This is a genomic window from Paenibacillus tepidiphilus (assembly GCF_008635795.1).
Classification (GTDB): domain Bacteria; phylum Bacillota; class Bacilli; order Paenibacillales; family Paenibacillaceae; genus Paenibacillus_AQ; species Paenibacillus_AQ tepidiphilus.
In genome coordinates this window covers 249,292-274,282 of sequence record NZ_VWRQ01000002.1, presented here as the reverse complement: position 1 = coordinate 274,282, position 24,991 = coordinate 249,292, and the positions used below count along the sequence as shown (strand labels likewise).

Annotated in this window: 21 protein-coding genes and 1 pseudogene; 19 read left to right on the top strand and 3 right to left on the bottom strand. The window is 52.8% G+C overall.

Going from position 1 to position 24,991, the window contains the following annotated elements; translation table 11 throughout:
- Positions 1-138 precede the first annotated feature (138 nt).
- Together F1379_RS03380 and F1379_RS03375 are read left to right on the top strand one after the other, a co-directional pair.
- Entirely contained in the window at positions 139-1,206 is a 1,068-nt protein-coding gene (locus F1379_RS03380) for an LCP family protein (protein WP_150266316.1), read from the top strand.
- Between the two features lie 73 nt (positions 1,207-1,279).
- On the top strand, positions 1,280-1,735 hold the full coding sequence (locus F1379_RS03375; RefSeq protein ID WP_150266313.1) for a pyridoxamine 5'-phosphate oxidase family protein: 456 nt from the start codon (positions 1,280-1,282) through the stop codon (positions 1,733-1,735).
- A gap of 109 nt (positions 1,736-1,844) precedes the next feature.
- Here F1379_RS03375 and F1379_RS03370 read toward each other — a convergent pair whose 3' ends face one another.
- Positions 1,845-2,405 (bottom strand): YhcN/YlaJ family sporulation lipoprotein, encoded by a 561-nt coding sequence (locus tag F1379_RS03370; protein ID WP_150266310.1) that lies wholly within the window; start codon positions 2,403-2,405, stop codon positions 1,845-1,847.
- A gap of 105 nt (positions 2,406-2,510) precedes the next feature.
- On the opposite strand from F1379_RS03370, the gene F1379_RS03365 reads away from it, so the two are divergent.
- Positions 2,511-3,842: a PhoH family protein gene (locus F1379_RS03365; protein WP_150266308.1), complete on the top strand. Its 1,332-nt coding sequence runs from the start codon at positions 2,511-2,513 to the stop codon at positions 3,840-3,842.
- A 224-nt stretch (positions 3,843-4,066) separates the two neighbouring features.
- Positions 4,067-5,296 carry an extracellular solute-binding protein gene (locus F1379_RS03360; RefSeq protein WP_150266306.1) on the top strand — a complete coding sequence of 410 codons (1,230 nt, stop codon included), beginning with the start codon at positions 4,067-4,069 and terminating at the stop codon, positions 5,294-5,296.
- On the opposite strand, the gene F1379_RS03355 is transcribed toward F1379_RS03360, so the two are convergent.
- Positions 5,288-6,424, bottom strand: a complete 1,137-nt coding sequence (locus F1379_RS03355; RefSeq protein WP_239004537.1) for a coiled-coil domain-containing protein — start codon at positions 6,422-6,424, stop codon at positions 5,288-5,290. The genes F1379_RS03360 and F1379_RS03355 overlap by 9 nt on opposite strands.
- A gap of 411 nt (positions 6,425-6,835) precedes the next feature.
- Between F1379_RS03355 and F1379_RS03350 the strand changes: the two genes are divergently transcribed.
- The 10 genes and pseudogenes from F1379_RS03350 to F1379_RS03305 all read left to right on the top strand — a co-directional run bounded on the left by F1379_RS03350 (position 6,836) and on the right by F1379_RS03305 (position 17,601).
- A complete protein-coding gene (locus F1379_RS03350; RefSeq protein ID WP_150266304.1) occupies positions 6,836-7,486 on the top strand; it encodes an RsfA family transcriptional regulator in 651 nt (216 codons plus the stop codon).
- 124 nt (positions 7,487-7,610) lie between these two features.
- Positions 7,611-8,597, top strand: a complete 987-nt coding sequence (locus tag F1379_RS03345) for a ketopantoate reductase family protein (protein WP_150266302.1) — start codon at positions 7,611-7,613, stop codon at positions 8,595-8,597.
- A gap of 6 nt (positions 8,598-8,603) precedes the next feature.
- On the top strand, positions 8,604-8,990 hold the full coding sequence (locus F1379_RS03340; RefSeq protein ID WP_150266300.1) for a DUF3397 domain-containing protein: 387 nt from the start codon (positions 8,604-8,606) through the stop codon (positions 8,988-8,990).
- Between the two features lie 150 nt (positions 8,991-9,140).
- Positions 9,141-10,868, top strand: a complete 1,728-nt coding sequence (locus tag F1379_RS03335; RefSeq protein ID WP_150266298.1) for a peptide ABC transporter substrate-binding protein — start codon at positions 9,141-9,143, stop codon at positions 10,866-10,868.
- Between the two features lie 227 nt (positions 10,869-11,095).
- On the top strand, positions 11,096-12,028 hold the full coding sequence (locus F1379_RS03330; protein ID WP_150266686.1) for an ABC transporter permease: 933 nt from the start codon (positions 11,096-11,098) through the stop codon (positions 12,026-12,028).
- A gap of 3 nt (positions 12,029-12,031) precedes the next feature.
- Entirely contained in the window at positions 12,032-12,979 is a 948-nt protein-coding gene (locus F1379_RS03325; RefSeq protein ID WP_150266296.1) for an ABC transporter permease, read from the top strand.
- A gap of 9 nt (positions 12,980-12,988) precedes the next feature.
- Positions 12,989-13,396, top strand: a pseudogene (locus F1379_RS03320) (ATP-binding cassette domain-containing protein); the annotation flags it as partial.
- A 162-nt stretch (positions 13,397-13,558) separates the two neighbouring features.
- Positions 13,559-14,479 carry an ABC transporter ATP-binding protein gene (locus F1379_RS03315; protein WP_150266294.1) on the top strand — a complete coding sequence of 307 codons (921 nt, stop codon included), beginning with the start codon at positions 13,559-13,561 and terminating at the stop codon, positions 14,477-14,479.
- Positions 14,480-14,670: 191 nt separating this feature from the next.
- Positions 14,671-16,302 carry a bacillithiol biosynthesis cysteine-adding enzyme BshC gene (gene bshC / locus F1379_RS03310; RefSeq protein ID WP_150266292.1) on the top strand — a complete coding sequence of 544 codons (1,632 nt, stop codon included), beginning with the start codon at positions 14,671-14,673 and terminating at the stop codon, positions 16,300-16,302.
- Between the two features lie 27 nt (positions 16,303-16,329).
- Complete coding sequence (locus F1379_RS03305) at positions 16,330-17,601, top strand: adenosylhomocysteinase (protein WP_150266290.1); 1,272 nt, start codon at positions 16,330-16,332, stop codon at positions 17,599-17,601.
- 79 nt (positions 17,602-17,680) lie between these two features.
- On the opposite strand, the gene F1379_RS03300 is transcribed toward F1379_RS03305, so the two are convergent.
- Complete coding sequence (locus F1379_RS03300) at positions 17,681-18,487, bottom strand: alpha/beta fold hydrolase (protein ID WP_150266288.1); 807 nt, start codon at positions 18,485-18,487, stop codon at positions 17,681-17,683.
- A gap of 315 nt (positions 18,488-18,802) precedes the next feature.
- On the opposite strand from F1379_RS03300, the gene mraZ reads away from it, so the two are divergent.
- From mraZ to F1379_RS03275, 5 genes are all read left to right on the top strand, one after another.
- Positions 18,803-19,240, top strand: a complete 438-nt coding sequence (gene mraZ, locus F1379_RS03295; RefSeq protein WP_150266285.1) for a division/cell wall cluster transcriptional repressor MraZ — start codon at positions 18,803-18,805, stop codon at positions 19,238-19,240.
- A gap of 42 nt (positions 19,241-19,282) precedes the next feature.
- Positions 19,283-20,236 carry a 16S rRNA (cytosine(1402)-N(4))-methyltransferase RsmH gene (rsmH, locus tag F1379_RS03290; protein WP_150266283.1) on the top strand — a complete coding sequence of 318 codons (954 nt, stop codon included), beginning with the start codon at positions 19,283-19,285 and terminating at the stop codon, positions 20,234-20,236.
- Positions 20,237-20,260: 24 nt separating this feature from the next.
- The gene (locus tag F1379_RS03285) at positions 20,261-20,638 is read left to right on the top strand and encodes a cell division protein FtsL (RefSeq protein ID WP_150266281.1); all 378 of its coding nucleotides are present in this window, start codon (positions 20,261-20,263) and stop codon (positions 20,636-20,638) included.
- A 56-nt stretch (positions 20,639-20,694) separates the two neighbouring features.
- Complete coding sequence (locus F1379_RS03280; RefSeq protein WP_150266279.1) at positions 20,695-22,935, top strand: PASTA domain-containing penicillin-binding protein; 2,241 nt, start codon at positions 20,695-20,697, stop codon at positions 22,933-22,935.
- A 118-nt stretch (positions 22,936-23,053) separates the two neighbouring features.
- Entirely contained in the window at positions 23,054-24,979 is a 1,926-nt protein-coding gene (locus F1379_RS03275; RefSeq protein ID WP_150266277.1) for a stage V sporulation protein D, read from the top strand.
- Positions 24,980-24,991: the final 12 nt, after the last annotated feature.

The following is a 24,991-nucleotide window of genomic DNA, read 5'->3' as shown; positions in this document are numbered from 1 at the left end:
GGCTTTTTACTTGGGATGAAAGGCTCGCGGCCGGGAAAAGACAACGGGGCTACGCAACTTTTTGAGCCGAAAACCGTCTATTAATGTAGACCACTGCTGAAACCAGCATACAAACAACGATAAAGGAACGTTCCGATTATGAGTAGAGGCAATGACAGCTTACCTCCAAGAAGAACCGCCGGACCGCAGACGCAGCGCAGAAATCCTTCGAGTGCGCCTCCGCCGGCAAAAGGAAAATCAAAGAAAACGAAAAAGAAACGCAGCTTGCTCGCCCGGATATTCCGGTTCATTCTGATTCTTATCCTGCTTGTCTTTCTGGCGGTGGCAGCCTATGCGGGTTATCTGTACTGGCTGCTGGAGAAACGCGGGGTCGGCATTGACCAGCCGGTAGAGGAAGGCATGATGGCCTCCACGAAGCCTATCACCATGCTGCTGCTCGGAACGGATAACCGTCCTGAGCATCCCTCCAATCTGACAGATGTGATTATGGTCGTATCTATGAATCCTGCGACCCAATCCGCAACGGTCGTATCGCTTCCGCGGGATACTTACGTGGAGCTGAGCGGCTACAAGAAGACCAAGATCAACGCCTTCTATTCGCGCTTCAAGGGCAAAGAGGACAGCTCAGGCATTACCGCCGTGGATGAGATGAAGACATTTATGGGCAAGTATCTGGATGTCGATGTGGATTATGTCACGGTACTGGATTTCCAGGGCTTCCGTGATATTGTCGATGAGCTTGGGGGCGTGGATGTCAACATCAGCCAGGATATGTGCTATACGGACAGCGTGGACGGCACAGATATCAATCTGACCAAGGGACCAGCCACTCTGAACGGTGACGATGCGCTTGATTATGTACGTTACCGCAAATCGAACTGCAGTCCCAAGACGGCGGGTTCCGACGATTTCGACCGCAACCAGCGGCAGAATGAAGTGCTGAATTCACTGATGGATCAAATGCAGTCGCTTGGCGGAGTGCTCAAGATCGGCTCCGTGCTCGATGCGATGTCCAGCAATATGCAGACGGATATCGAGAAAGCACAGATTAAGAGTCTGATCTCCACGTACTGGAAAATTTCAAAGCAAAATGTTACATTCGTTCCCGTTACCGGAACGTGGCGCAGCCCGTATGTATATATTAACGACAAAGAGCTGGAGACAGCCAAACAGAGCCTGCAGAGCACAATTGCCGGAGCAAATTGAATGCAAGTTTTGCGGTATGCTATAATATAGTTAATCGAACGCATTATTGCTCTACAACAGGGGGGCCGTACCTATGTCCGAAGCCGTTGCTCAGCTTAATGAATCGCTGCTATCCATGCTGCAATCCGAAACTTTTGTCCTGCTTAATACGGTCGACGCGGAATCGGGAGGGCCGACATCTACGGCTGTATCCTGGATCTACGCGGTTAGCCCTTCTACCCTGCGTCTGGCGATTGACCACCGCTCCAGACTGGTGAACAACATCAAGACCAACCCTTTAATAACGGTCACCGTCTTCGGCGAGAGCACCGTCTATGCCATCAACGGCCATGCGTCCGTAAGGCAGGACCCGCTGGAAGACGTCCCTTTTAAGATGTGCTGCTTCGATGTGGAGATTGCGGCGGTCCGTAATGCGCTGTTCTACGGCGCGGCGCTGGAGTCCGCCCCGAAATATGCCAAGGTATACGACGCCCGTGCGGCCGAAAAGCTGGACGGACAAGTGTTTGCCGCCATGAAAAAAGCCCAGTGAGTTCCTCACTAGGCTTTTTTTGGTCTTTGGCAGGATTTCGCCCTCCCCATAGGGGTTAGGCACTCCCGCACTTGGTATATTTTGCAGGATGTATCCGCTGTGGCTTCCGTCACTTTGCAGGAAGATCCTCCGGAAGCTGCGGTACGATGCGGCCGATAATATCGGCCATCTCGGCGGCGAAGCCGGACACCGGATGTCCCTGCGAAATATGGCGGCCCATATCGGCCAGCCTGCCGGCGAGATCGACATCCGCCGTCACAAGGGTCCGGACACCGCGCGGATCCTTGCGGATCGCTTCGGCTACGGAATACTTGATCGTACCGACGCGCGAGCGGTCCAGAGCGCCGTCTACATCAATGCCCACCACTGCCATGTTGTTGACAACCACGCAGTGGGCACCCTGGACGCCGGGAACTCTGGCTGCAAGCTGCTCGAAATGGTCTTTTAACGCAAGATCACTGTCGTCCTGAGCATCCTGAACCTCCGTGTACTGCGGAGCGGTATTCAAAGCATCCTCGCCATCGCTCGTCATTTGGCGCATTTCACCGGTTCCCCGGGTGGTTAGTTCACCCGCCGGTTGATTATCCTGAGGAGAGGGTGATGACTCTTTATTGGCGATACCGCAGCTTGTCAGCAGCAGTACCAGCAACAGACATATTGATTTTTTCATATGTGAATACTCCTTTCAGTCCATGATCACAGCTTTATCTTAGGTTACCCGTGCTGAAAAGAGTTATGTATGACCAATCAAACCAGGCGCTGTGGAGGGGATATCATGAAAAAGATATTTGTACTGGATACCAACGTGCTGCTGCACGATCCCAATTCGATCTTTGCTTTCAAGGAGCATGAGGTCATCATTCCGGCAGTAGTGCTGGAAGAGATCGACTCCAAGAAACGCAATGCCGACGAAATCGGCCGCAACGCCCGCACTGTGTCGCGCTTGTTAGACGGACTCCGTGAGCTGGGCCACCTGCATAGCGGGGTAGAGCTTGCGCATGGAGGCATGCTGAAGGTAGAGCTTAATCACCGCAGCTTCGTGAAGGTTCAGGAAATGTTCGGCGAGGTATCCAATGACAACCGGATTCTGGCCGTCGCCCTCAATTATCTGCATGAGGAGAACGAGAAGCCGGAACCGCGTCCTGTAGTGCTGGTCAGCAAAGATGTGCTTGTCCGGATCAAAGCGGATGTACTGGGCATCACACCCGAAGACTATCTGTCCGACCGGACAGGGGATCTGAATGAATTGTATACCGGCTATCAGTCGCTGAAGGTACATCCTTCGCTGATTGACGAATATTACAGCAACCGGTATTTGCTTGTGAAGCAGCTGGAGTTGTCTTACCGCCTGTACCCGCATGAATTCGTGATCCTGAAAGATGAGATCGGCACAGGCAAATCCGCCCTGCTGAAGGTGAATGCCGACGCCACCCGACTGGAGCCGCTGTATCTCGGCAACGATTCCGTATGGGGCATCAGCGCCCGCAACGCCCAGCAGCGGATGGCGCTGGAGCTGCTGCTGAATGAGGACATCCCGCTGGTGACCATCACCGGCAAAGCCGGCACCGGCAAGACGCTGCTGGCGCTGGCCGCCGGATTGTTCAAGGTGGAGGATGAGCACCGCTACAAGAAGCTGCTTATCGCCCGCCCGGTAGTGCCCATGGGCAAGGATATCGGTTATCTGCCCGGTGAGAAGGACGAGAAGCTGCGTCCGTGGATGCAGCCGATCTATGACAACCTGGAGTTTCTGTTCGATACGAAGAAGGCCGGCGATATTGATAAAATTCTGATGGGGCTGGGCAGCATCCAGGTAGAAGCACTGACGTACATCCGCGGCCGTTCGATTCCGTCGCAATTCATCATCATCGATGAGGCGCAGAATCTGTCCCGGCATGAGGTGAAGACCATTGTGTCCAGAGCCGGAGAAGGCAGTAAGGTGATCCTGATGGGCGACCCTGAGCAAATCGACCATCCGTACCTCGATGCCGCGAGCAACGGCCTCAGCTACATTGTGGAGAAGTTCAAGCAAGAGGGGATTGCGGGCCATATTACGCTGGAAAAGGGCGAGCGTTCACGCCTGGCACAGTTGGCTGCGGATTTGTTGTAGGGGCCGCAGCTGCGAAAGCAGCCTGCGTGCCATAAGCCGGGAGTCCGCTGCGAAGCGGCTCCCGTTTTTTTATTTTTGCTTCCAGCCGCAGAATGGTGGGGATGCTTGTCCGGAGATGCTGGAGTGGAGGAAGATAACGTTTTCAATCATCACAGACAAGCAGACGTACATCTGGTAAAATAGGGTGGACGAAAAACGGGAGCGGAAGCGGAAGGAGGAACAGTGTGCTGAAACGTAAAAATTACTGGATGCTGTTCATCATCCTGCTGCTGGCATTGACAAGCCTGTCGCCTACGATTGAGCTGGATACGGGAATCGGCAGCCGGCCGCCCCACCAGCTGCAGAATCCGCTGGCCGGCACAGACACCGGAGAACAGGAAATCCCCACGCTGGTAATTCAGGTCACACTAAGCGGCGATGAATTTCGTGAGCTTACACGGATCAGCAATAATTATACATTATCTACAGGGGTTCAAGTGACCTTGAGCAACACTCCTACTAACCAATCGCTGGATGAATTGAAGGAAGAGTTAACCACCGGGGCAAATCCGGATATCGTCATGACAGCCGGACGCAATATTCCGGATCTGGCAACCAGGGGTTATCTGCTGCCGGTGGACGTCTACCGCAGTGTCCCAGGGAGCGCACCGCTGACTGCGCTGATTCCGCAAATGCAGTGGAACGGGTATGACTGGGGGGTACCGCTGGATGTTGATCCTTATGTACTGGTGTACTCCAAGAGCAGGCTGTCCGAGCTGGGGATGACGCAGGCGCCGCGCAGTCTGGAGCAATGGAATCTGCTGCTCGGAAGCCTGCTGGCGGATACAAGCAAACCACAGTACCTGCTGTCCATGGACAGTCTGGAGCCCTACGGTTATTCCTTGCTTCTGGAGAGTATGGGGCTAAGCCTCGAGGAAGTAACGGATGAAGCGCTGCTATGGACCGAACAGGCCCGCAGCTATTTCTACCTCACCGGCAAGACAAATACACAGGTCTGGGAGATGCTGGGTGATGGCACGCTGGCGCTGGCGGCGGTCCCGGTATCAGAGTGGCGGCGGCACGGTAATTCAACAATGGGCGCCGAAGCGCCTGCGGCCGCCGGCAACGGGCAAAGCTATGAAGCGATGGACAGCCGCTTCTTCGCTCTCCCGGCGGAATCCGGCAATCCGGAAGCGGCGGTGGACTGGCTCGGATATATGACCTCCAGCACGGCACAGCTGGAATGGCTGCGGAGCACCGAGCGCCTTCCCGCGCTGGATGAGCTGTACCGCTCCGGAGCGGCAGACATTCCCTGGCTTCCCTTCGACCCCGGCGTACTCCTGGCTGATGAAGCCGCTGCCGGCGCTTCCACCCAAGATGAGCAGAATAGGGCAGCTGCGGTGAGCCAGTTTCTGACCGGCAAGCTGGATACGGCCGGTTACAAGGCACTGATCAGCGGAGAGCGTTTAGAATGACAGGGCGAGCTTTACCGCCAGCACGCCATCCCGGCTGTCGACTTCGGTGGCCCGCAGAAATGAGACAATCTTTTGCGGGTAGAAGCCCAGATCGAATTTCTCCTCCAATGAACGGCAAGTCGATTCGGGCAGCTGCAGTCCGTTAAAGACCACCTGCTCGACATGGAACATCAGGGCATTCTCCGGTTCATCCTGAATAACATACCGGCCGGTAAGCGACAGGGTGAGACCGCCGCTTGTCCCCGAAGCGATGACCTTGCCATTCTCGAAGCGGAACCCGAAATCCTTGAACAGCGGGTTCTGCGAGACGAGAAACTGGTTCAAATCTGCTTCGCCCACAGCCAGCTGATAGGTCATTCCTTTGCGCTTCAGCATCCCCTTCTGGCTCTCCACAAACTGCGGCAGCCCGTTCATTGCCTTGGACAGCGCCCGGAAATAAGTCTCCACTTCATGGAGACCGACACTCTCCCAATATTTGGTGAACTCATCAAGCAATGCGCTCATGGCCTCCGGATCACTGCTGGCCACAATCCCGCCTTCAATATCCTCATTTAAAGCAAGCACACGCAGCTTCTGCTGCTCCAGCGTCTGCTTCAGTTCCTCCAGCCTACGTGCGCTGCGTTCAGCGGCTGCCAGGATGTTCTTCAAATCCTTATACTGCTTCTCGTACTGCGACAGGATGTCACGGTCACGCCCCATAATAATCTCATAATAATCATATAAAGCGAGCACACGGCTGATGCTTTTGGCGGAAAGCAGCGCAGCCAGCAGGCCATCACGCTCTCCCATATAATAAGCGCGGATGACGGCTCCCGCCCGTTCCCGCTGCCCCTCAATATCCAGCTCCTTCTCGGCCGCCTGCTCCTGAAGCAAAGCGGATTTGTGTTCCAGTGCTTCTTGTTCCCGGCCGATCCGCTCAATCTCACGCTCGATTTCTGCCACTGACAAGGTCTTCTCGAGCAAGGAGCGGGTTTCCTCATTGCCTTCAAAAGCCGGAGGCGAGTCAAACCGCTGTGCTCCCGGGCCTGCGGATAAGTATGCTTGCTGCGGCGGAAGGGTACACAGCAGCAGAATAGGCAGAATGAACAGAATGGCAAACCGGCGGCCTGCTTTGTAACGGAAAAACACCGCATCACCACCTTTGTCGGATATGGATAAGCTATTCTCATCTTATGTTTTGCGGCGCGAAAATAGCATTAATGCTTGGCACACTCCGGCTTCCGGTTTTTTCCTTCTATAATAGTCTGATTATAACTGATGGAATCTTCTGTGCAAGGTAATGGTTTGAAAAAATATACATATTTATGAGTATTGTGATGTTTGGCATTGCATTTATTGGCTGCCATATTAAGAGAAATTATAGCAACCGCGTATGATGCGGGGAGAAAATGGAAATACAATTTAGTATCAAATAGATTCTATGAACTCTATCAGAGGCATAGAAATGGAGTAAGCAGCTTTTATCCCTATTCACTACCCGGCAGTGCTGCCGGTTATGAAGATGGTTATTTCATGATGTTGTTAGGAGGGTTAGGCTTTATGACAGCCGTTAGACAGGATGCTTGGAGTGCTGAAGACGATCTGGTTCTGGCCGAAATCACATTGCGTCACATTAGAGAAGGAAGCACACAGCTCGCCGCTTTTGAAGAGGTGGGCGAAAAAATCGGCAGAACCTCGGCCGCCTGCGGGTTCCGCTGGAACAGCTGTGTCCGCAAAAGCTATGAAGATGCCATTGGCATTGCCAAGGGCCAGCGTCAGAAGCGCAGTTATTTAAAGAAACAGCCGATTGCGCGTGGGGCGCAGGTTGCCGGGCTTATCCTCAGCGATGCCGACGAAGAGTACGGGCGCAGTGAAGGACTGAATGAGAACACGCTATCTATCGATGCGGTCATCCGTTTTTTGCGGCAATGGAAAGGGAGCTTTCAGGAAGCTGGCCGCCAGCTGAAAATGCTGGAGCGGGAATTGCGCGAGAAGGACGATGAGCTGACAGAGCTCAGAGCGGAGAATGAACGGTTGTCCAAGGAGGTCAATCTCGCGCAAAGTGATTACCGGGTGGTCAATGACGACTACAAGGCCTTGATCCAGATTATGGACCGTGCGCGCAGGCTCGCCTTCCTGAATGAAGAAGAGGAAGAATTAAAGACCCGATTCAAAATGGATGCCAACGGAAATTTGGAGCGTCTGGAATAAGGCAGTTCAGAAAATAACATACCCCGTAACAAACAAGCAACCCCAGACTGTGGGGTTGTTTTGCTTTTGCGCAAAGGCCCGGGATATAATAAGGAAAATTGTGGGGGAGTGAAGCGTAACAGCTATGAAAGTGGATATTATCGGCGCCGGCTCACTGGGAATGCTGCTTGCCGGCCGGCTGGCCAAAGCCGGAACAGAGATCAGACTGTGGTGCCGCAGCCGGGAACAGAGCGATGCGCTGCACAGGGAAGGGCTGGTAGTCAGCTATGAGAATGGGCAGGCCCCCGTTGAATTGTCTGGTAATCAAGTGGCCGCTGCACCGGTCAGCGGGTTTGCCGAAGCCTGGCTTGCAGAGCCGGGGGATATAATTGCAGTTGCTGTTAAACAAAATGCGCTGCACGAAAGTCTGCCGGAGCTATTGGCCCCGCTCAGCGGTGAACGGCTTCAAGTGGTTTGCTTTCAGAACGGCTACGGGCATTTGGAGATGCTGCAGGAGCTGTTGCCTGCATCGGAAGTGTGGGCAGCTGTAACTACCGAGGCTGCGAAGAGGAAAAATTTAACGGAGGTTATTCATGCCGGAAGCGGGGAAATCTGTATAGGGATGCAGACTGCCGGAGGATCGGCACTTGTGCCGGAGGAACTGGAGGGCGGAACGGGCTCCAAGGCAGTATTAAGTTTTATAGAAGCACTGAATACAGCAGGATTTGCGGCGTATCTGTCGAATGAAGTGGATATTATGATTTACCGCAAGCTGCTGATCAATGCCGTAATCAATCCGTTGACAGCAATCTGGCGCATCCCGAACGGCGAGCTGCTGCACTCGCAAAGCCGTATACGGGTAATGAAGGAATTATATGAGGAAACTATTGCGGTCTATGATGCCTGCAGCATCGGCTATGAAGACGGCATGTGGGAAAGAATCCTGGAAGTCTGCCGGACAACTGCGGCCAATATTTCATCTATGCTTGCCGATGTCACGGCCGCAAGACCGACGGAGATTCGCTGGATTAACGGCAGCATTGTCGATTTGGCGCAGCGCAGCGGTGTGGATGCTCCGATGAACGTAATGATCTGCCGGCTTCTGGAGGGCATGAATGCGAAGGAGGGGTGAGGCTATTTGACGTTGTTGCGGGATTCTTTTGTATTGCTGAGCGTGATTCCTTTTGTTCCTTTTGTGTTGATTTATTTCATTGGAACCGCTCTGAAGAAGGACAGACGGAAGGTTCTTTTTCTCGCCATGGACGTGACGACTTTATTTTTATTGCTTTCGGTTTCAGCATTGTTCAACATGACGTTTGACTCGCGGTTTGGATTGTTTCTTATACTGATTTTTGTATTAATATTCGCCGGACTGATTGGCGGAGCCCAAAACAGGCTGAAGGGTGAAGTGGATAAAAAGCGATTATTACGGGCGGTATGGCGGTTCTCATTCTTCCTGATGAGTGTATCTTTTGTGTTCTTCACAATTCTAGGCCTTATCAAATACATATCACAAGCGATGTAATGTTTCACTGCTTCGTTAAAGCGTCAATGTCACAAAATTTTTAAGAATTAAAAAAAAAGCATTTTCAGAAAATATAGCTCTAGATTTTTTTGACCACTGGTTGTATAATCATAAACCATATACCACATTCTATTTAGGGGGAACTGCTAGATGAAGAAGAGTAAAAGTCTTTTGCTCATGATTGCATTGGTTCTTGTAATCGGCACAGTGCTTGCTGGCTGCGGCGGTAACAACAACAATGCAAACAGCGGCAACAACGCCAGCCCAACGAACGCGGCGGCAACTGACAATGCAGGCACGAACACAGGCACCGCTGGTGAAGAAACACTGGCCGCTGATCAAACGCTCAGAATCAACCTGAGTGCAGAGCCACCTACCTTTGACCCTGCTCAAGCTCAAGACAGCCAAGCAAACACTGTCCTGAAAACTATGTACGAAGGCTTGACTCGCATGAATGATGAAACCGGTCAGGCTGAGCCAGGTATCGCTGAAAGCTGGGAAATCTCCGCTGACGGTCTGGTATATACCTTCAAACTGCGCGATGCAGTATGGAGCAACGGCGATCCAGTAGAAGCTGTTGACTTCGTTAACGCTTGGAAACGCGTGCTCGATCCTAATACGGATCCAACTGCTCCTTATGCTTACCAATTGTACTACCTGAAGAATGCTGAAGAGTACTACACTAAGAAAGTTGCAGACTTCAATGAAGTAGGCGTGAAAGCCGTTGATGCGAAGACTCTGGAAGTTACGCTGAAAGCTCCAACTCCTTACTTCCTTGGATTGCTGTCCTTCTATACTTATTACCCTGTACACAAATCCGTTGAGGGTAATGCTAAATGGGCTACAAGCAAAGACACTATGATCACTAACGGTGCGTTCACTCTGACTGAATGGACTACCGGACAATCCCTGCAAGTAACCAAGAACGACAAGTACTGGGATGCTGCAAGCATCAAGCTGAGCAAAATCGACTTCTCTCTGGTTAACAGCGGCGCAACCGAATTGCTGAGCTACAAGAACGGCGAGCTTGACCGCGCCGGCGCACCTACTGGTGATCTTCCATCGGACCAACTTCCGATTATTGAAAAAGAACTGCCGAACGAGTTCAACAGAAAAGGTATTGCTTCTGTTTACTACTATGAGTTCAACGTAACTGAGAAACCATTCTCTAACGCTAAGATCCGTAAAGCATTGGCTATGTCTATCAACCGCCAAGCTCTGATTGACAATGTTACTCTGGGCGGACAACTGCCGGCATTCGGCTTCGTTCCTCCGGGCATCGCCGGCGCTGACGGCGAATACCGTACTGCAATTAAAGACAGCTACTTCACTGAAGATGTAGAAGCAGCTAAGAAACTGCTGGCTGAAGGTCTTGCAGAAGAAGGTCTGGATAAACTGCCTACCTTCGAACTGTCTTACAACACAAGTGAAAACCACAAGAAAATCGCTCTGGCGATTGCTGACATGTGGAAGCAAAACCTGGGTGTAGACGTACAAACTGTCAACCAGGAATGGGCTGTATTTATCGACAACCGTCAGAACCTGAACTACCAGGTAGCACGTGCCGGCTGGACTGCGGATTATAACGATCCAATGACCTTCCTCGACATGTGGGTAACTGGCGGCGGTAACAACGATACCGGCTACGCTAACCCTGAATACGACAAGCTGATCAACGATGCGAAAGTAAGTTCCGATCTGGCTGCACGTCAAGAAATGTTCGCTAAGGCTGAACAAATGGCGATTGGCGACGATATGATCCTGATGCCAATCTACTACTACACCAACAACTCTCTGACCAAAGAGTACTTGAAGGGTATTACTCTTGACTTCAGTGGCGCAATCGACCTGACTCGCGGTTATCTGTTGGAACACTAAGAGCAAAGACTTTAGTCAACTAAACTGAATAAAGTTATTGTCTGAAGTTTATGATACACTTCGGGATATATATGTGGAATTCCATATATATCCCTTTTTTTTGCATTTTCGGCGCTGTGTTATTAATTGAGGGATTTTACAAAATTAGAAAATAGACAAACTGCCGTTTTTTTCATAAAATCTAATTATGTGTCGAAAATAATAGAAGTGAGGAGGTGTTGATGGGGATGGTTCGTTATATTGCAAATAAATTGTTTTATATGCTCGTTTCGCTGTTTGTGCTTGTATCAGCGACTTTTTTTCTGATGAAAGCTATTCCGGGGGATCCGTTTACCTCGGAGAAAAAAGTCCCGCCTGAAATTAAAGCGCGTTTATACGAACAATATGGGTTGGACAAGCCGCTCTATCATCAGTATTTCAAGTATTTGGGTGATATTGCACAGGGAGATCTGGGCGTGTCGATGAAACGGCTTAACCAGGATGTATCCCACTTAATCGGACAAACGTTCTCGGCTTCCCTGAAGCTGGGGGCAGTAGCGATTGTTGTGTCGGTTATTGTCGGTGTAGTGCTGGGGATGCTTGCGGCACTGTATCACCGGAAATTCATCGACAGCGCTGCTATGGTGCTAGCCGTGTTGGGGATTGCAGTTCCGAGCTTTGTAGTGGCGTCCGTATTGCAATACGTGTTCGCCTATAAATTCGGCTGGTTCCCGGTTTCCGGATTTAAGGGTCCGCTGAATTACTTCCTGCCGGTGGCCGCTTTATCAGCGCAACCGATTGCGTTTATTGCCCGTCTGACGCGATCCAGCATGCTGGAGGTATTGAATGCCGATTATATCAAGACAGCCAAGGCAAAGGGTCTCAGCTGGATTCAGATCTTGAGCAAGCACGTGCTGCGCAATGGTATTTTGCCGGTAGTTACTTACATTGGGCCAATGACCGCCAATGTTGTAACCGGTTCTGTGGTTATCGAGCAAATCTTCGGGATTGGCGGTATCGGCAAGCAATTCGTGGAAGCGATTGGGGTCCGCGATTACACTGTCATTATGGGGATCACGATCTTCTATGGTGTTCTGCTGATGTTGGCGCGCTTCATTACGGATATTGCTTATGTGTTTATTGATCCGCGTATTAAACTTTCTGGAGGAAAGGAGGGCTAACGGGTGGCATCTGACAACAATTTGGTTTCGGTAGAAGCGAACCTGAAGCCGGAAGATTTCCGCAAAGTCGGCATTGACGAGAGACAAGCTGAGGTTATCCAGCGGGAAAGCCTTTCCGCCTGGAGAGATGCGTGGCAGCGTCTGCGCCAGAACAAATTGGCAATGACAGCACTGGGCATTCTGGGTCTGATCATTCTTTCTGCGATTTTCATGCCGTTTATCTCGAAATACAATTATTACAGCAACGACCTGATGAATACCAACAAGCCCCCTTCATCCGACCATTGGTTCGGCACTGATGATTTGGGCCGTGATATCTTTGTCCGTACCTGGTACGGTGCACGCATCTCACTACTCGTCGGCTTGGCGGCTGCGGCAATCGACTTGATTATCGGTGTTATCTACGGCGGCATTATGGGTTACTTCGGCGGCCGTGTTGATAATATCATGAACAAGTTCTCTGAAATCCTGTACTCCATTCCTTACCTGCTGGTAGTTATCCTGCTGCTGGTCGTTATGGAACCAAGTCTGGGCACCATCATTCTGGCCCTTACGATAACCGGCTGGATTAACATGTCCTGGATTGTGCGGGGCGAAATTATGCAGCTGAAGAACCGCGAATTCGTTCTGGCTTCCCGTTCCATGGGTGCCGGCTCCAAGCGTTTGCTGTTCCGCCACTTGCTGCCGAACGCAGTCGGCCCGATCATCGTAACCATTACGCTGTCGGTACCAAATGCAATCTTTGCTGAAGCATTCCTGAGCTTCCTGGGCCTTGGTGTACAGGCACCGATTTCTTCCCTGGGCTCCATGATCAATGACTCTCTTACCGGCTGGTTGTACTACCCTTGGCGGTTCCTGTTCCCGGCGGTATTGGTAAGCTTGATCATGCTTTCCTTTAACATTTTCGGTGATGGATTGCGCGATGCGCTCGATCCTAAGCTGAAAAAATAAGGAATGACTGTGAAAATAGGTGAATTACTCTTTCAAGGACAGAATTTGCTGACCAAAAACATGAATTAAATGAATACGATTCGCGGCAAAGATATTGGCATGATATTTCAAGACCCGATGACCTCTCTCAACCCAACGATTAAAGTGGGCAAACAGATAACCGAAGTTTTGATTAAACATCAGAAAATGTCAGCGGCTGAAGCGAAGAAGCAGGCGATCCAAGAAGCTCGACCTGGCTGGCATCCACCATGCGGAGGCTCGCTTTAACCAATATCCCCACGAATTTTCAGGCGGGATGCGCCAAAGTGCTATGATGGCCATGGCCTTGGCGTGCCGCCCTGCGCTGCTCTTGCGGATGAGCCAACCACGGCCCTTGACGTAACGATCCAGGCGCAAGTCATGGATGTCATGAAAGAGTAGAAGCAAAACGTAATCCGCCGGCCGGTTACCCGTTTAATTCACGCTGCAGCATAGCGATGCATGTATGCGGGAAGATCGTCCCCGGCGCCACAGACTTTAGCGGGACGCATATGACGCACTGCTGAGTCTGCATTCGATGGCCAAGGAGGTGCAGTACGTTTGAGTAAGAATCTGATTGAAGTAGAAGGTCTTAAGAAATATTTCAATGTTGGCAAAGGCAAGGTTCTTAAGGCTGTTGACAATATCAACTTCTCCATTCGCGAAGGGGAGACCCTCGGGATGGTAGGGGAGTCCGGTTGCGGCAAGACGACTGCCGGCCGTACGGTTCTCCGTCTGTATGAACCGACTGCAGGAAGTGTAAAGTTTAACGGAACCGACATTTACAAGCTGCCTCCCGGCAAGATGAAAACGATGCGCCGCGATATGCAAATGATTTTCCAGGATCCTTATGCCTCGCTTAATCCGCGGTTTACGGTATCCGATATCATTGGTGAAGCGCTCGATATTCATGGCATGGCCGGAAGCCGTGCGGAACGCAAGAAACGGATTGAAGAGCTGCTGGATATGGTTGGTCTCAACCATGACCATGCTACGCGGTATCCGCATGAATTCTCGGGCGGTCAACGCCAGAGAATCGGGATTGCCCGTGCGCTTGCGGTGAATCCGAAGTTCATCGTCTGCGACGAACCGATCTCGGCCCTCGATGTGTCCATTCAGGCGCAGGTTGTCAACCTGCTGAAAGAACTGCAGGACCGACTCGGTTTGACTTATCTGTTCATTGCGCATGACCTTTCGATGGTTAAGCATATCAGTGACCGCGTAGCGGTAATGTACCTGGGCAGAATGGTGGAGCTGGCAGATAGTGAAGAATTGTATGCCAACCCGATTCATCCGTACACCAAATCACTGCTGTCGGCTATCCCTGTTCCCGATCCGGAACTGGAAGCGAGCAAAAAACGTATTCATCTGCATGATGAGCTGGGCAGCCCGATTTATGCAGCCGGCGAGAAGTCCAATGACAGTGACTTTGAACTGGTTGAAGTGTCCAAAGGTCATTTTGTGGTCAAGCAATACGCCTAGGATGCTTGTAGTAAGCCTCTTGATGCAATTTCGGAGAAATTTCCGCAATTCGTCTCAAGAGGCTTTTTTATGCTAGTTATATTTATGGAAAGACCTCTTTGACGCAGCCCCTTACATTAGATACAATCATAAGGAGTTTATGGACTTCAAAGTTACATACAGCAAGGGAAAGGGACAGGAGGCAATTACAGATGAACGTTATACCGGAACCGCTCCCGGGCGGGTCTGCGCTTGCGCGCGATTATATAGAGCAATACGAGAAGGTGAGCAAATTCTACGGCGGAGATTTCCGCAGCCGTGATAACCGGGTGGAGCGGGCGCAATGGCTGGACAACACTGAGTCAAGCCGTGCCGACCGGAAAGAAATTGCCGCAGTTCTGCGCACATATAATAGAAGATTTAATTCGCATCCTGCGGTGCAGGACTCTCTGGCACTGCTGGAACAGCCGGAGACGCTGGTTGTGACCGGTGGTCAGCAAAGCGGACTGTTCACAGGTCCGCTGTTCGTGGTCTACAAAGCAATGACCACCATACTTGCGGCCCGGGAGGCGGCGGAGCAGCTCGGCCGCCCCGTGGTGCCGCTCTTCTGGATCGCCGGCGAAGACCATGACTGGGATGAAGTCAACCACACTTATGTGTTGAACCGGTCCGGTGAGATTACCCGGATCAAAATGGACAGACCAGAGGCACCGCGCGGCTCTGTCAGCAGCTTGCCTATCGATGGGGAGAGCTGGCAGCAGACATTGGCGGAGCTGGATAGTCTGCTGCAGGACAGCGACTTCAAACCGCTGATGCTGGAAATGGCTGCGGAGGCGGCTCGTTCTGCGGAAAGCATGAGCGATGCGTTTGCCAAGCTTCTGGGCTCGTTGTTTGGCAAATTCGGACTCATTCTGCTGGATTCCGCCGATCCGGCACTGCGGCGGGTGGAGCAGCCGTTCTTCCGTACCCTGATTGAACGGAATGATGAACTGGAAGGGGCTTACCGGGAAGCTGCCGAAGCGCTGACTTCCGGAGGCTATGAGCTGCAGGCCGATGTTACTGCAGGCAACGCCAACCTGTTCTACATCCATGAAGGGGCACGGCTGCTGCTGTACAAGCAGGAGGGACGGTTTGCCGACCGGAAGGGACAGGTTTCCTTCTCCCGTGAGGAACTGCTGGATATGCTTGAAGAGCATCCCGAGCGCTTCAGCAACAATGTACTGACCCGCCCGCTCATGCAGGACTATGTGCTGCCGGTGCTGGCAACGGTGCTGGGTCAGGGCGAAATTGCCTACTGGGCAATCCCTCACCTTGCCTTCCGGACGATCGGCGGGCAGATGCCGCTGATCCTGCCACGGATGTCGTTCACCATTGTGGAAGGTACCTTGCAGAAGCATATGGACAAATTCGGCCTGTCTTTCGGCGATGTGCGTATAGGCCTCGACAGCAAACGGCAGGCGTGGCTGGACAGCCAGGACGAGCTGGAGCTCGGCCGCCGGTTCTCCGAAGCGAAGCAGACCTTCATTGCGGTGTATGAACCGCTGATCGAACAGCTAGGCCTGATCCAGCCGGGCTTGATTAAGCTGGGAGAGAATAACAAAACGAAAATTCTGGAGCAAATCTCTTTCTTGCAAGAAAAGGCCAAGGATGCCCTGGAGAAACGCAATGAAGCCGCGCTGCGTCAGTGGGAGCGGATTGAACTGTCGCTGATGCCGCTGGGCAAGCTGCAGGAGAGAGTATATAATATCATGTATTATTTGAACCGTTACGGCCTTTCCTGGCTGGATGAGCTGATGACGGTGCCGGCGGATTTCAGCGGTACTCACCGCATGATCTATATGTAGTTACCAATAACTTAGTGGAGGTTTGTTATGAGTTCATTGTCGAAAGAAAACAGCATTGTCGCCGATATGTCGCTTGCTCCCGAAGGCCACCTGAAGATCGACTGGGTCCGCCAGCATATGCCGGTGCTGAACCGGATCCGCGAGCAGTTTGAAGCGGAGCAGCCTTTCAAGGGGCTTAAGGTGTCGATTACACTGCATCTGGAAGCCAAAACGGCATATCTGGCCAAAGTCGTGCAGGCCGGCGGAGCTGAGGTTACCATTACCGGCTCCAATCCGCTGTCGACGCAGGACGATGTCTGCGCGGCGCTTGTGGAAGACGGCATTACCGTCTTTGCCAAATACAATCCGTCTCCGGAGGAGTTCAAAGCGCTGAATATCAAGGCGCTGGAGAGCAAGCCCGACCTGATCATCGACGATGGCGGCGATTTCGCCACTCTGCTGCATGCCGAACGCCCGGACCTGATGGAGAATATTCGCGGCGGCGCGGAAGAAACAACAACCGGCATCATCCGGCTTAAAGCGCTGCAGAAGCAAGGCATCCTCAAATTCCCGATGGTCGCCGTCAACGATGCTTATTGCAAGTATCTGTTCGACAACCGCTACGGTACCGGACAGTCCGCCTGGGACGGCATCGTGCGTACCACCAACCTGATCGTGGCCGGTAAAACGGTCGTCGTTATCGGTTACGGCTGGTGCGGAAAAGGCGTAGCTATGCGGGCCAAGGGTCTGGGAGCGAATGTCATCGTTACGGAAGTGGATGCCATCAAGGCGGTAGAAGCCCACATGGACGGGTTCCAGGTGATGCCGATGCTCGAAGCGGCGAAACAAGGCGATTTCTTCGTAACCGTTACCGGCAACCGGTATGTTATCCGCGGTGAACACTATGATGTGATGAAGGATGGGGCCATTCTGTGCAATGCCGGCCACTTCGACGTAGAGGTCAACAAGCCGGAGCTGGCGGAGCGCTCTGTCTCGCAGCGTACAGTGCGCAAGAATATTGAGGAATATCAGCTGAAGGACGGACGCAAGCTGTATCTGCTGGCTGAAGGCCGGCTCGTGAATCTCGGTGCGGCCGACGGACATCCTGCGGAAATTATGGATACCACCTTCGCACTTCAGGCGCTGTCGCTGAAATATGTGAACGACAATTATCAGAGCATCGGCGTTAAGGTAGAGAATGTGCCTTATGAGCTGGACGAGCAGGTTGCCCGCTATAAGCTGGAAAGCCTGGGCATCTCCATCGACAGCCTTACGCCGGCGCAGCTGGAATATTTGGACAGCTGGAAGCTGACAGACTAAATAGATCGTGTCAGGAATCAACAAAATGCCCGAAGCCATGTCAATGGCTCCGGGCATTTTGCAGTTCTGCCGGCTGTGGCTAGCCGATGATAAAACGATGCAGATTTTCGGCGAATTTTTGCGGCTCGTCAAACATCAGCCCGTGGCCGCTTTCTTCAAACGGAATAAGGACCGAGCCCGGAATCAGGAGCTGCGTCTGCTCGGCAAGCTCATACGGGGCGATCTTGTCCTGGCGCCCGTGGAAGATAGCCGTTGGCACCTTGATGAGCGGGAGCTCGCTGCGCAGGTCCTCGTCTCGCAGCGAGGCAGCAGCTTTCAGCGTTCCCTGGGCTGAGGCTTCCATGCCGAGTGAGGTAAACCAGGCCGTGAAGCTGGCGCTGCCTTTCTTGGCGAAGAACTTCATCCCCAAATCGGTAACCATCTTCGGACGGTCCAAATGAGCGCCGATAATCAGATTGTTAACCGCATCTACCGGTGAGCCGAAGGCAAAGTCGGTACGCTGGGTAAACGAAGGAGTGGCCGCACCCAGCAGCAGGAGCTTCGAAATGCCGTATCCGGAATGCCGGGCCATATATTTGGCGGCAATAGCGCCGCCTATGGAGAATCCGACCAATACGGCATTCTGCAAATTCAACTGGTCAATAACAGCGCGTACGTCATCTGCCAGCCGGTCATAGCTGTAACCGTCCAAGGGCCCATCCGATTTCCCGAAGCCGCGGAGATCAATTCCGATGCAGCGGTACCCTTTTTCGGCCAGATCAATGAACTGATATTCGAACATCTTATGATGCAGGGGCCACCCGTGGATAAAGATGACTGGTGTTCCGGAGCCGATATCCTCGACGTAAAGCTTGACGTTGCTTTCCACTTCAATATATTTACCCATGGTGTACCTCCTGTAAATAGATCAGCTTGGTTTTGGATTCAAGATATTATGTACCCAATTTCCCGTAGGCTCACGCGAAGGGACAGACAGTTGAACATAAGAACAACACAAAAAGAGCGGAGTGCGGAGGGGAAGTTTGGAACTGTAGGAGCGATAGCGTTCGCGATGAACCGTTTACATAAGCAGACTTGACAATGAAGAAAAAATTACCTTGGCTGTGAAGAAGGTTTTTGATTTTTAACGGCGAATCTATTATGCTTAGGTGGTGTAAAGTGGGGTAAAGTGGGGAATCGGTTACAAGGAGTGGGGCAATCGATGTTCATGGGGGAATTCCAGCATAGCATTGACGACAAAGGCCGGATCATAATCCCGGCTAAATTCCGTGAATTGCTCGGAACCTCATTCGTTGCTACCCGCGGCCTCGATTCCTGTCTGTTTGTTTATCCTATGGAAGAATGGGGAATCATGGAGCAAAAGCTCAAAAGCCTTTCCCTGATGAAGTCGGATGCCCGGGCGTTCAGCCGCTTCTTTTTCTCGGGAGCGACCGAATGCGTATGGGACAAGCAAGGGCGTGTCAATCTGCCCGCCAATTTGCGGCAGTATGCCAAGCTGGACAAGGACTGTGTTATTCTGGGCGTTTCGAACCGGGTGGAAATCTGGAACAAAGAGCTATGGGAGCAGTACTTCGAACAGTCAGAGGAATCGTTCAACGAAATCGCCGAGAAATTGGTGGATTTCAATTTTGACCTATAACACACATAACACAATTCGAATACTGCGCTGGAGGGATGCAGCTTGTTTCACCACATCACGGTGCTTAAGGAAGAAGCGACAGAAGGGCTGCACATCAAGCAGGATGGCATATATGTCGACTGTACACTCGGAGGAGCGGGGCACAGTTCTCTGATTGCTTCCAGACTAAGCGGGAACGGCCGGCTGATCTGTCTGGACCAGGATGACTGGGCCTTGGAGAATGCCAAGGAGCGACTGGCCGAATATGGAGAAAAGGTAGTTCTGGTTAAGACCAACTTCCGCGACCTGGAAGAGGTGCTAAAAGAGCTTCCGTTTGTTCCGCAGAAGGACGGAGTACCCCAGGTAGACGGTATCCTGTTCGATCTGGGCGTATCCTCGCCCCAGTTCGATGAAGGGGAACGGGGCTTCAGCTACAATCATGACGCACCGCTGGATATGCGGATGGACCAGTCCGGAACGCTTACGGCCGCCGAGATTATCAATACCTGGCCGGAGCAGGAGATCGCCCGCATTCTTTTTATGTATGGCGAAGAGAAGTTCTCGCGGCGGATTGCCCGTAAGATTGTAGAGCGCCGCGAACAGCAGCCTATAGCGAGCACAGGAGAGCTGGCTGAGCTGGTCAAGGAAGGTATTCCTGCGGCGGCGCGCAGAACAGGCGGACATCCCGCCAAGCGAAGCTTTCAGGCACTGCGCATCGCAGTGAACGATGAACTGGGCGCGTTTGAGGAAGGGCTGCATGGAGCGGTCCGTTGTTTGGCGCCCGAAGGCCGTGTGTCTGTTATTACGTTTCATTCGCTGGAAGACCGGATTTGCAAGCAGATTATGAACAGTTATGTCAGCAAATGCACCTGCCCGCCTGACTTCCCGGTCTGCGTATGCGGGGCCGCCGGCGTTCTGAAGCTGATTGCCCGCAAGCCGATTGTGCCTTCCGAAGCGGAGCTTGCCCAGAATCCGCGCGCGCGTTCGGCTAAGCTGCGCATCGCAGAAAAATTATAATCAGACGATAAAGGAGAGTCAGAGATGGCCTATACCCGCGGCAACTTGGCAACACAGCCTCAAAGAAAAGAAGAGAAACGACAGCTATACCGCGAGAAGACCAAGGTTGTCACCAGACGCCGGGTCCTTCCGATGAAGGAAAAGCTGCTCTATATGCTAACCGTAAGTGTGTTTGCGCTGGTTGCAGTCGCCCTGATCTCGCGTTACGTCCACATTTATGATTTGAATATGCAGGCGCAGAATCTGGACAGGAAGATCTCGAACACAAAGAAGGAAATTGCCGTGTATCAGAAGGAAAAGCAGACGCTGCTGGAGATGGTGCCGCAGAAGGCGGAGAAAATGGGATTTTCCCGGCCGCCGGAGGATTCCAATATTTACTTGAAGGAAACCGGTGGAGAATAGAAGCTGAAGCTGCTTGAAGATACCGAGTCCATAATCTAGGTTTGTGAGGTTTGCTTATGGTGAAAAGAATAAAACTTCGCACGCTGTTTATAGGAGGGTGTATTACCCTCTTTTTTCTTGTTTTGATCGGAAGGGTGTTCTGGATTCAGGTGCTGGACCGGGAATTCTGGCAAGCCTATGCCGCTGAGAAAAGGGCTCACACCTCAGTGATCAAGGCGGTTCGCGGTACGATAGAGGACCGCAACGGCAAGGTACTGGCCAGTGATGTCCCTGCCTATACGGTGGTAGTCAATCCGCAGGCCATTGCCGAGCTTGGGATCGGCGAAGAGGTCATCTCCGGGCTGCATGAATTGCTGGGCAAGCCGGAGAGTGAGCTCAAGGCGCTGGTGGAAGCCAAAGACAAGGACGGGGAATACCTGAAGAACCGGGAGATCCGCAATGAAGGCTGGAAGATCGATCAGGAGCTGCGCGACAAGGTGGATGAGTTCATCGAGAAGCTGAAGGATGAACATGATATCCTGGAGACCGGTGTCGGTCTGATTACGGAGCAGAAACGGTATTATCCGCAACAAACGCTTGCTGCACATATTTTGGGTTACACAGACCGTGACGGCAATGCGATTATGGGGCTGGAGAAGTATTTTGACAAGCAGCTTAAGGGTGCGGACGGTAAGCTGCTTTACCAAAGCGACGGCAAGGGCGTCAAGCTGCCTAACTCGAAGGATACGTACCAGCCAGTGGTCAATGGAAGTAATTTCAAGCTGACGATTGACAGCACAATCCAGTATTATATCGAACAGGCGATGCAAAAAGCATACGACGAATATAAGCCCAAGAGTATTACGGTCATTGCCGCCGATCCGAGCACCATGGAAATACTGGGGCTGGCCAATATGCCGACCTATAATCCCAATGAATTCTGGAATTACGCCTCCGATCCCGGGGTGTTCTTCAACCATGCCATCAAATCCAGGTTTGAACCAGGCTCCACGTTCAAGATTGTACCGCTTGCCGGCGCAGTGGAGGAGAATTTATTCGATCCCGACGCGACCTTTATGTCCGGTTCCATCCGGATCAAGGGCTATGGCAAGCCGCTGTATGACCAGAACAGAAGCGGCTATGGCGAAATCTCCTTCCTGGAAGGCGTGAAGCGTTCAAGTAACGTGGCCTTCGTCAAGCTCGGGTATGAAATGCTCGGTCCGGACAGGCTGCTGCAATACGTGGATGATTTCGGATTTAACGATCTTACCGGGATTGACCTGCCGGGCGAAATCAGCGGACGCGTCAATCCGACCCCGAACAATGCTTCGGAGAACGCAACGATCGCATACGGGCACGGCAAGGTAGAGGTGACTCCGATTCAGCAGCTTACCGCCATCTCGGCCATCGCCAACGGCGGTAAGCTGATGGTGCCGCATGTGGTCAAGGAGATTACCGATCCCAACACCGGCAAGACTACCGTAACCCAGCCGAAGGTGGTGCGGCAGGTTATTTCCGAGGAGAGCTCCAGGGAAACCGGCAGCTACCTGGAGCAGGTCGTTGCTGACCTGGACCATGGAACCGGACGCCATGCCTACATTGAAGGCTACCGGGTAGCGGGCAAGACCGGTACGGCAATTAAACCTGACGGCAAGGGCGGGTATGACCGTGACAAGGTGCTCTCGTCCTTTCTGGGATACGCACCGGTCAATAATCCGAAGATTGCGGTGTATATCGTCATTGACGAGCCTGCTGATGCCGCCGGCGGTGGTGCTGCAGCGGGACCGGTGTTTAAAGAAATCGTATCCCAATCGCTGGAGTATATGGGCGTGCCGAAGGTGGATGACAGCTCCGGGGATGATAAGAAGGAAGCTCAGACTTCTCCCAAGAAGACCGCTGCCGCTTTGCGCACGACTCCCGATCTTGCAGGCAAAACGGCTGCTGGAGCCAGAGAAATGCTGCTGAAGCAGGGCTACAATTTCGTAACGGTCGGTGAAGGTGCTTCGGTCATTTCACAGTATCCCGAAGCCGGGGGCGTACTTTCCTCCGGGCAGAAGATCTTCCTGCTGACACAGCAGGGAGATCAAGCGGTAGTTCCGGATCTGCGCGGACAATCGCTGCGCGATGCGCTGGAAATTCTCAATCTGCTCAAGGTTGGAATTACGGTGGATGGCGAAGGATATGTAACCGAGCAGAAGGAAGAGAAGTTGAACGGCAAGACCGTAGTCACCCTGTCCCTGGCTCCATTGAATGAATACGGCGAGGATATTCCGGTAGCGCCCGCTGCAGAGAAGACGGAGGAAGAGGCTCCTGAATAGGCGCCCGTCCGAAAAGGGCCGGGTCACGGCACGACAGCTTGTTCTAAGCCCTGTTTGTCCCGAATAGTCATGAAGATAAGAGATCATGTCTATACGAGTGAAAGCGGGGAGAACGCCAATGAAGGTGTCAAAAGTCGTAACCCGGCGCAGAATGCTGTGGACGCTGCTGGGACTTGCCGTATTGTTCGGCTCGCTGGCCGTGCGTCTGGCCTACGTTCAGCTGCTGCAGGGCGAGAAGCTGAGCGCCAGAGCGGAAGAGTCCTGGCGCCGCAATATTCCGTATACCGCCAAGCGCGGTGAAATATTGGACCGTCAGGGAACTGCGCTGGCGTATAATATCAGTTCCCCGACGGTATATGCCGTGCCTGTCCAAGTCAAGGATAAGCAGGGAACGGCCAAACAGCTGGCTCCGCTGCTCGGCATGTCCGAGATGAAGCTGACCACGCTGTTGTCCAAAAGTGAATCCTCCGTGAAGCTACAGCCCGGCGGCCGCAAAATTACGATGGAGCTTGCAGCCAGCGTCCGTGATTTGCAGCTTCCGGGCATCATTGTGGCTGAGGACAATAAGCGGTATTATCCTTATGGGGACTTGGCTGCGCATATTCTCGGATTCACGGGAATCGACAATCAGGGGATCACCGGTGTAGAACGTATATACGACAAGCTGCTCAAGGGAATGGACGGAAATGTCTCGTATTTATCCGATGCGGGCGGCAGACTGATGCCAGGCTCATCCGAGAAATACACGGAACCGCAGGAGGGCTTAAGCCTGCAGCTGACCATTGATAAGCAGATTCAGTCGATTATGGAGCGTGAGCTGGACCAGGCGATGGTCAAATACCAGGCACAGGGTGCCTGGGCGATTGCGATGAACCCGCAGAATGGGGAAATACTCGCCATGGCCAGCCGCCCGGGCTATGAGCCGGGGCAATACCAGCAGGTGGACCCTGCCGTCTACAACCGCAATTTGCCGATCTGGATGACCTATGAGCCGGGGTCCACCTTTAAGATCATTACACTTGCCGCCGCTTTGCAGGAAGGAAAAGTGGATCTGCAGAACGAGCACTTTTTTGATCCGGGTTTTATTGAGGTGGGAGGTGCCAAGCTGCGCTGCTGGAAAAAAGGCGGCCACGGCAGCCAGACCTTCCTGCAGGTGGTGGAGAATTCCTGCAATCCGGGCTTCGTCGCGCTTGGCCAGCGGCTGGGGAAAGAGAGCCTGTTCCAGTACATCCGGGACTTCGGCTTCGGCGCCAAAACAGGCATTGACCTGAACGGCGAGTCGGGCGGCATTCTGTTCAAGCTGTCGCAGGTCGGACCGGTGGAGCTGGCGACCACGGCCTTTGGCCAAGGCGTATCGGTAACCCCAATTCAGCAAATCGCCGCTGTCTCGGCTGCCATCAACGGCGGTAAGCTGTATACGCCCCATGTCGCCAAGGCCTGGGTGAACCCGGAAACCGGAGAGAAGGTGTCGGAGGTGGAGCCGAAGCCTGTGCGCCAGGTTATCTCTGAAGAGACTTCGGCGAAGGTGCGGGCCGCCCTGGAGAGTGTGGTTGCCAAAGGTACCGGCCGGCCGGCGTTCATTGACGGCTACCGTGTGGGAGGCAAAACCGGGACGGCACAGAAAGTAATCAACGGGCGATATTCTCCGACGGAGCATATCGTTTCCTTCATCGGGTTCGCCCCTGCGGATGATCCGCAGATTATCGTTTATACCGCAGTCGATAATCCAAAGGGCATCCAGTTCGGCGGCGTGGTGGCTGCGCCGATTGTACAGAATATTCTGGAGGATTCCCTGCATGTGCTGAAGGTACCTCCGCGTAAGGACCAGCTGCCCAAGACGTATAAATACGGCGAAACGCCGATCGTGACCGTACCGGACCTGACTGGAGCGACCGTACAGGACATCTATGAGGATTTAAACATGAACTTCAATCTTGTCCGCTCCGGTACCGGAAATACCGTCATCAACCAGGCCCCGAAGGCGGGAGCCAGAGTGGAGCAGGGCTCAACGATCCGTATTTATATGGGTTCCGCTGCCGAATGAGACTCACCTTCA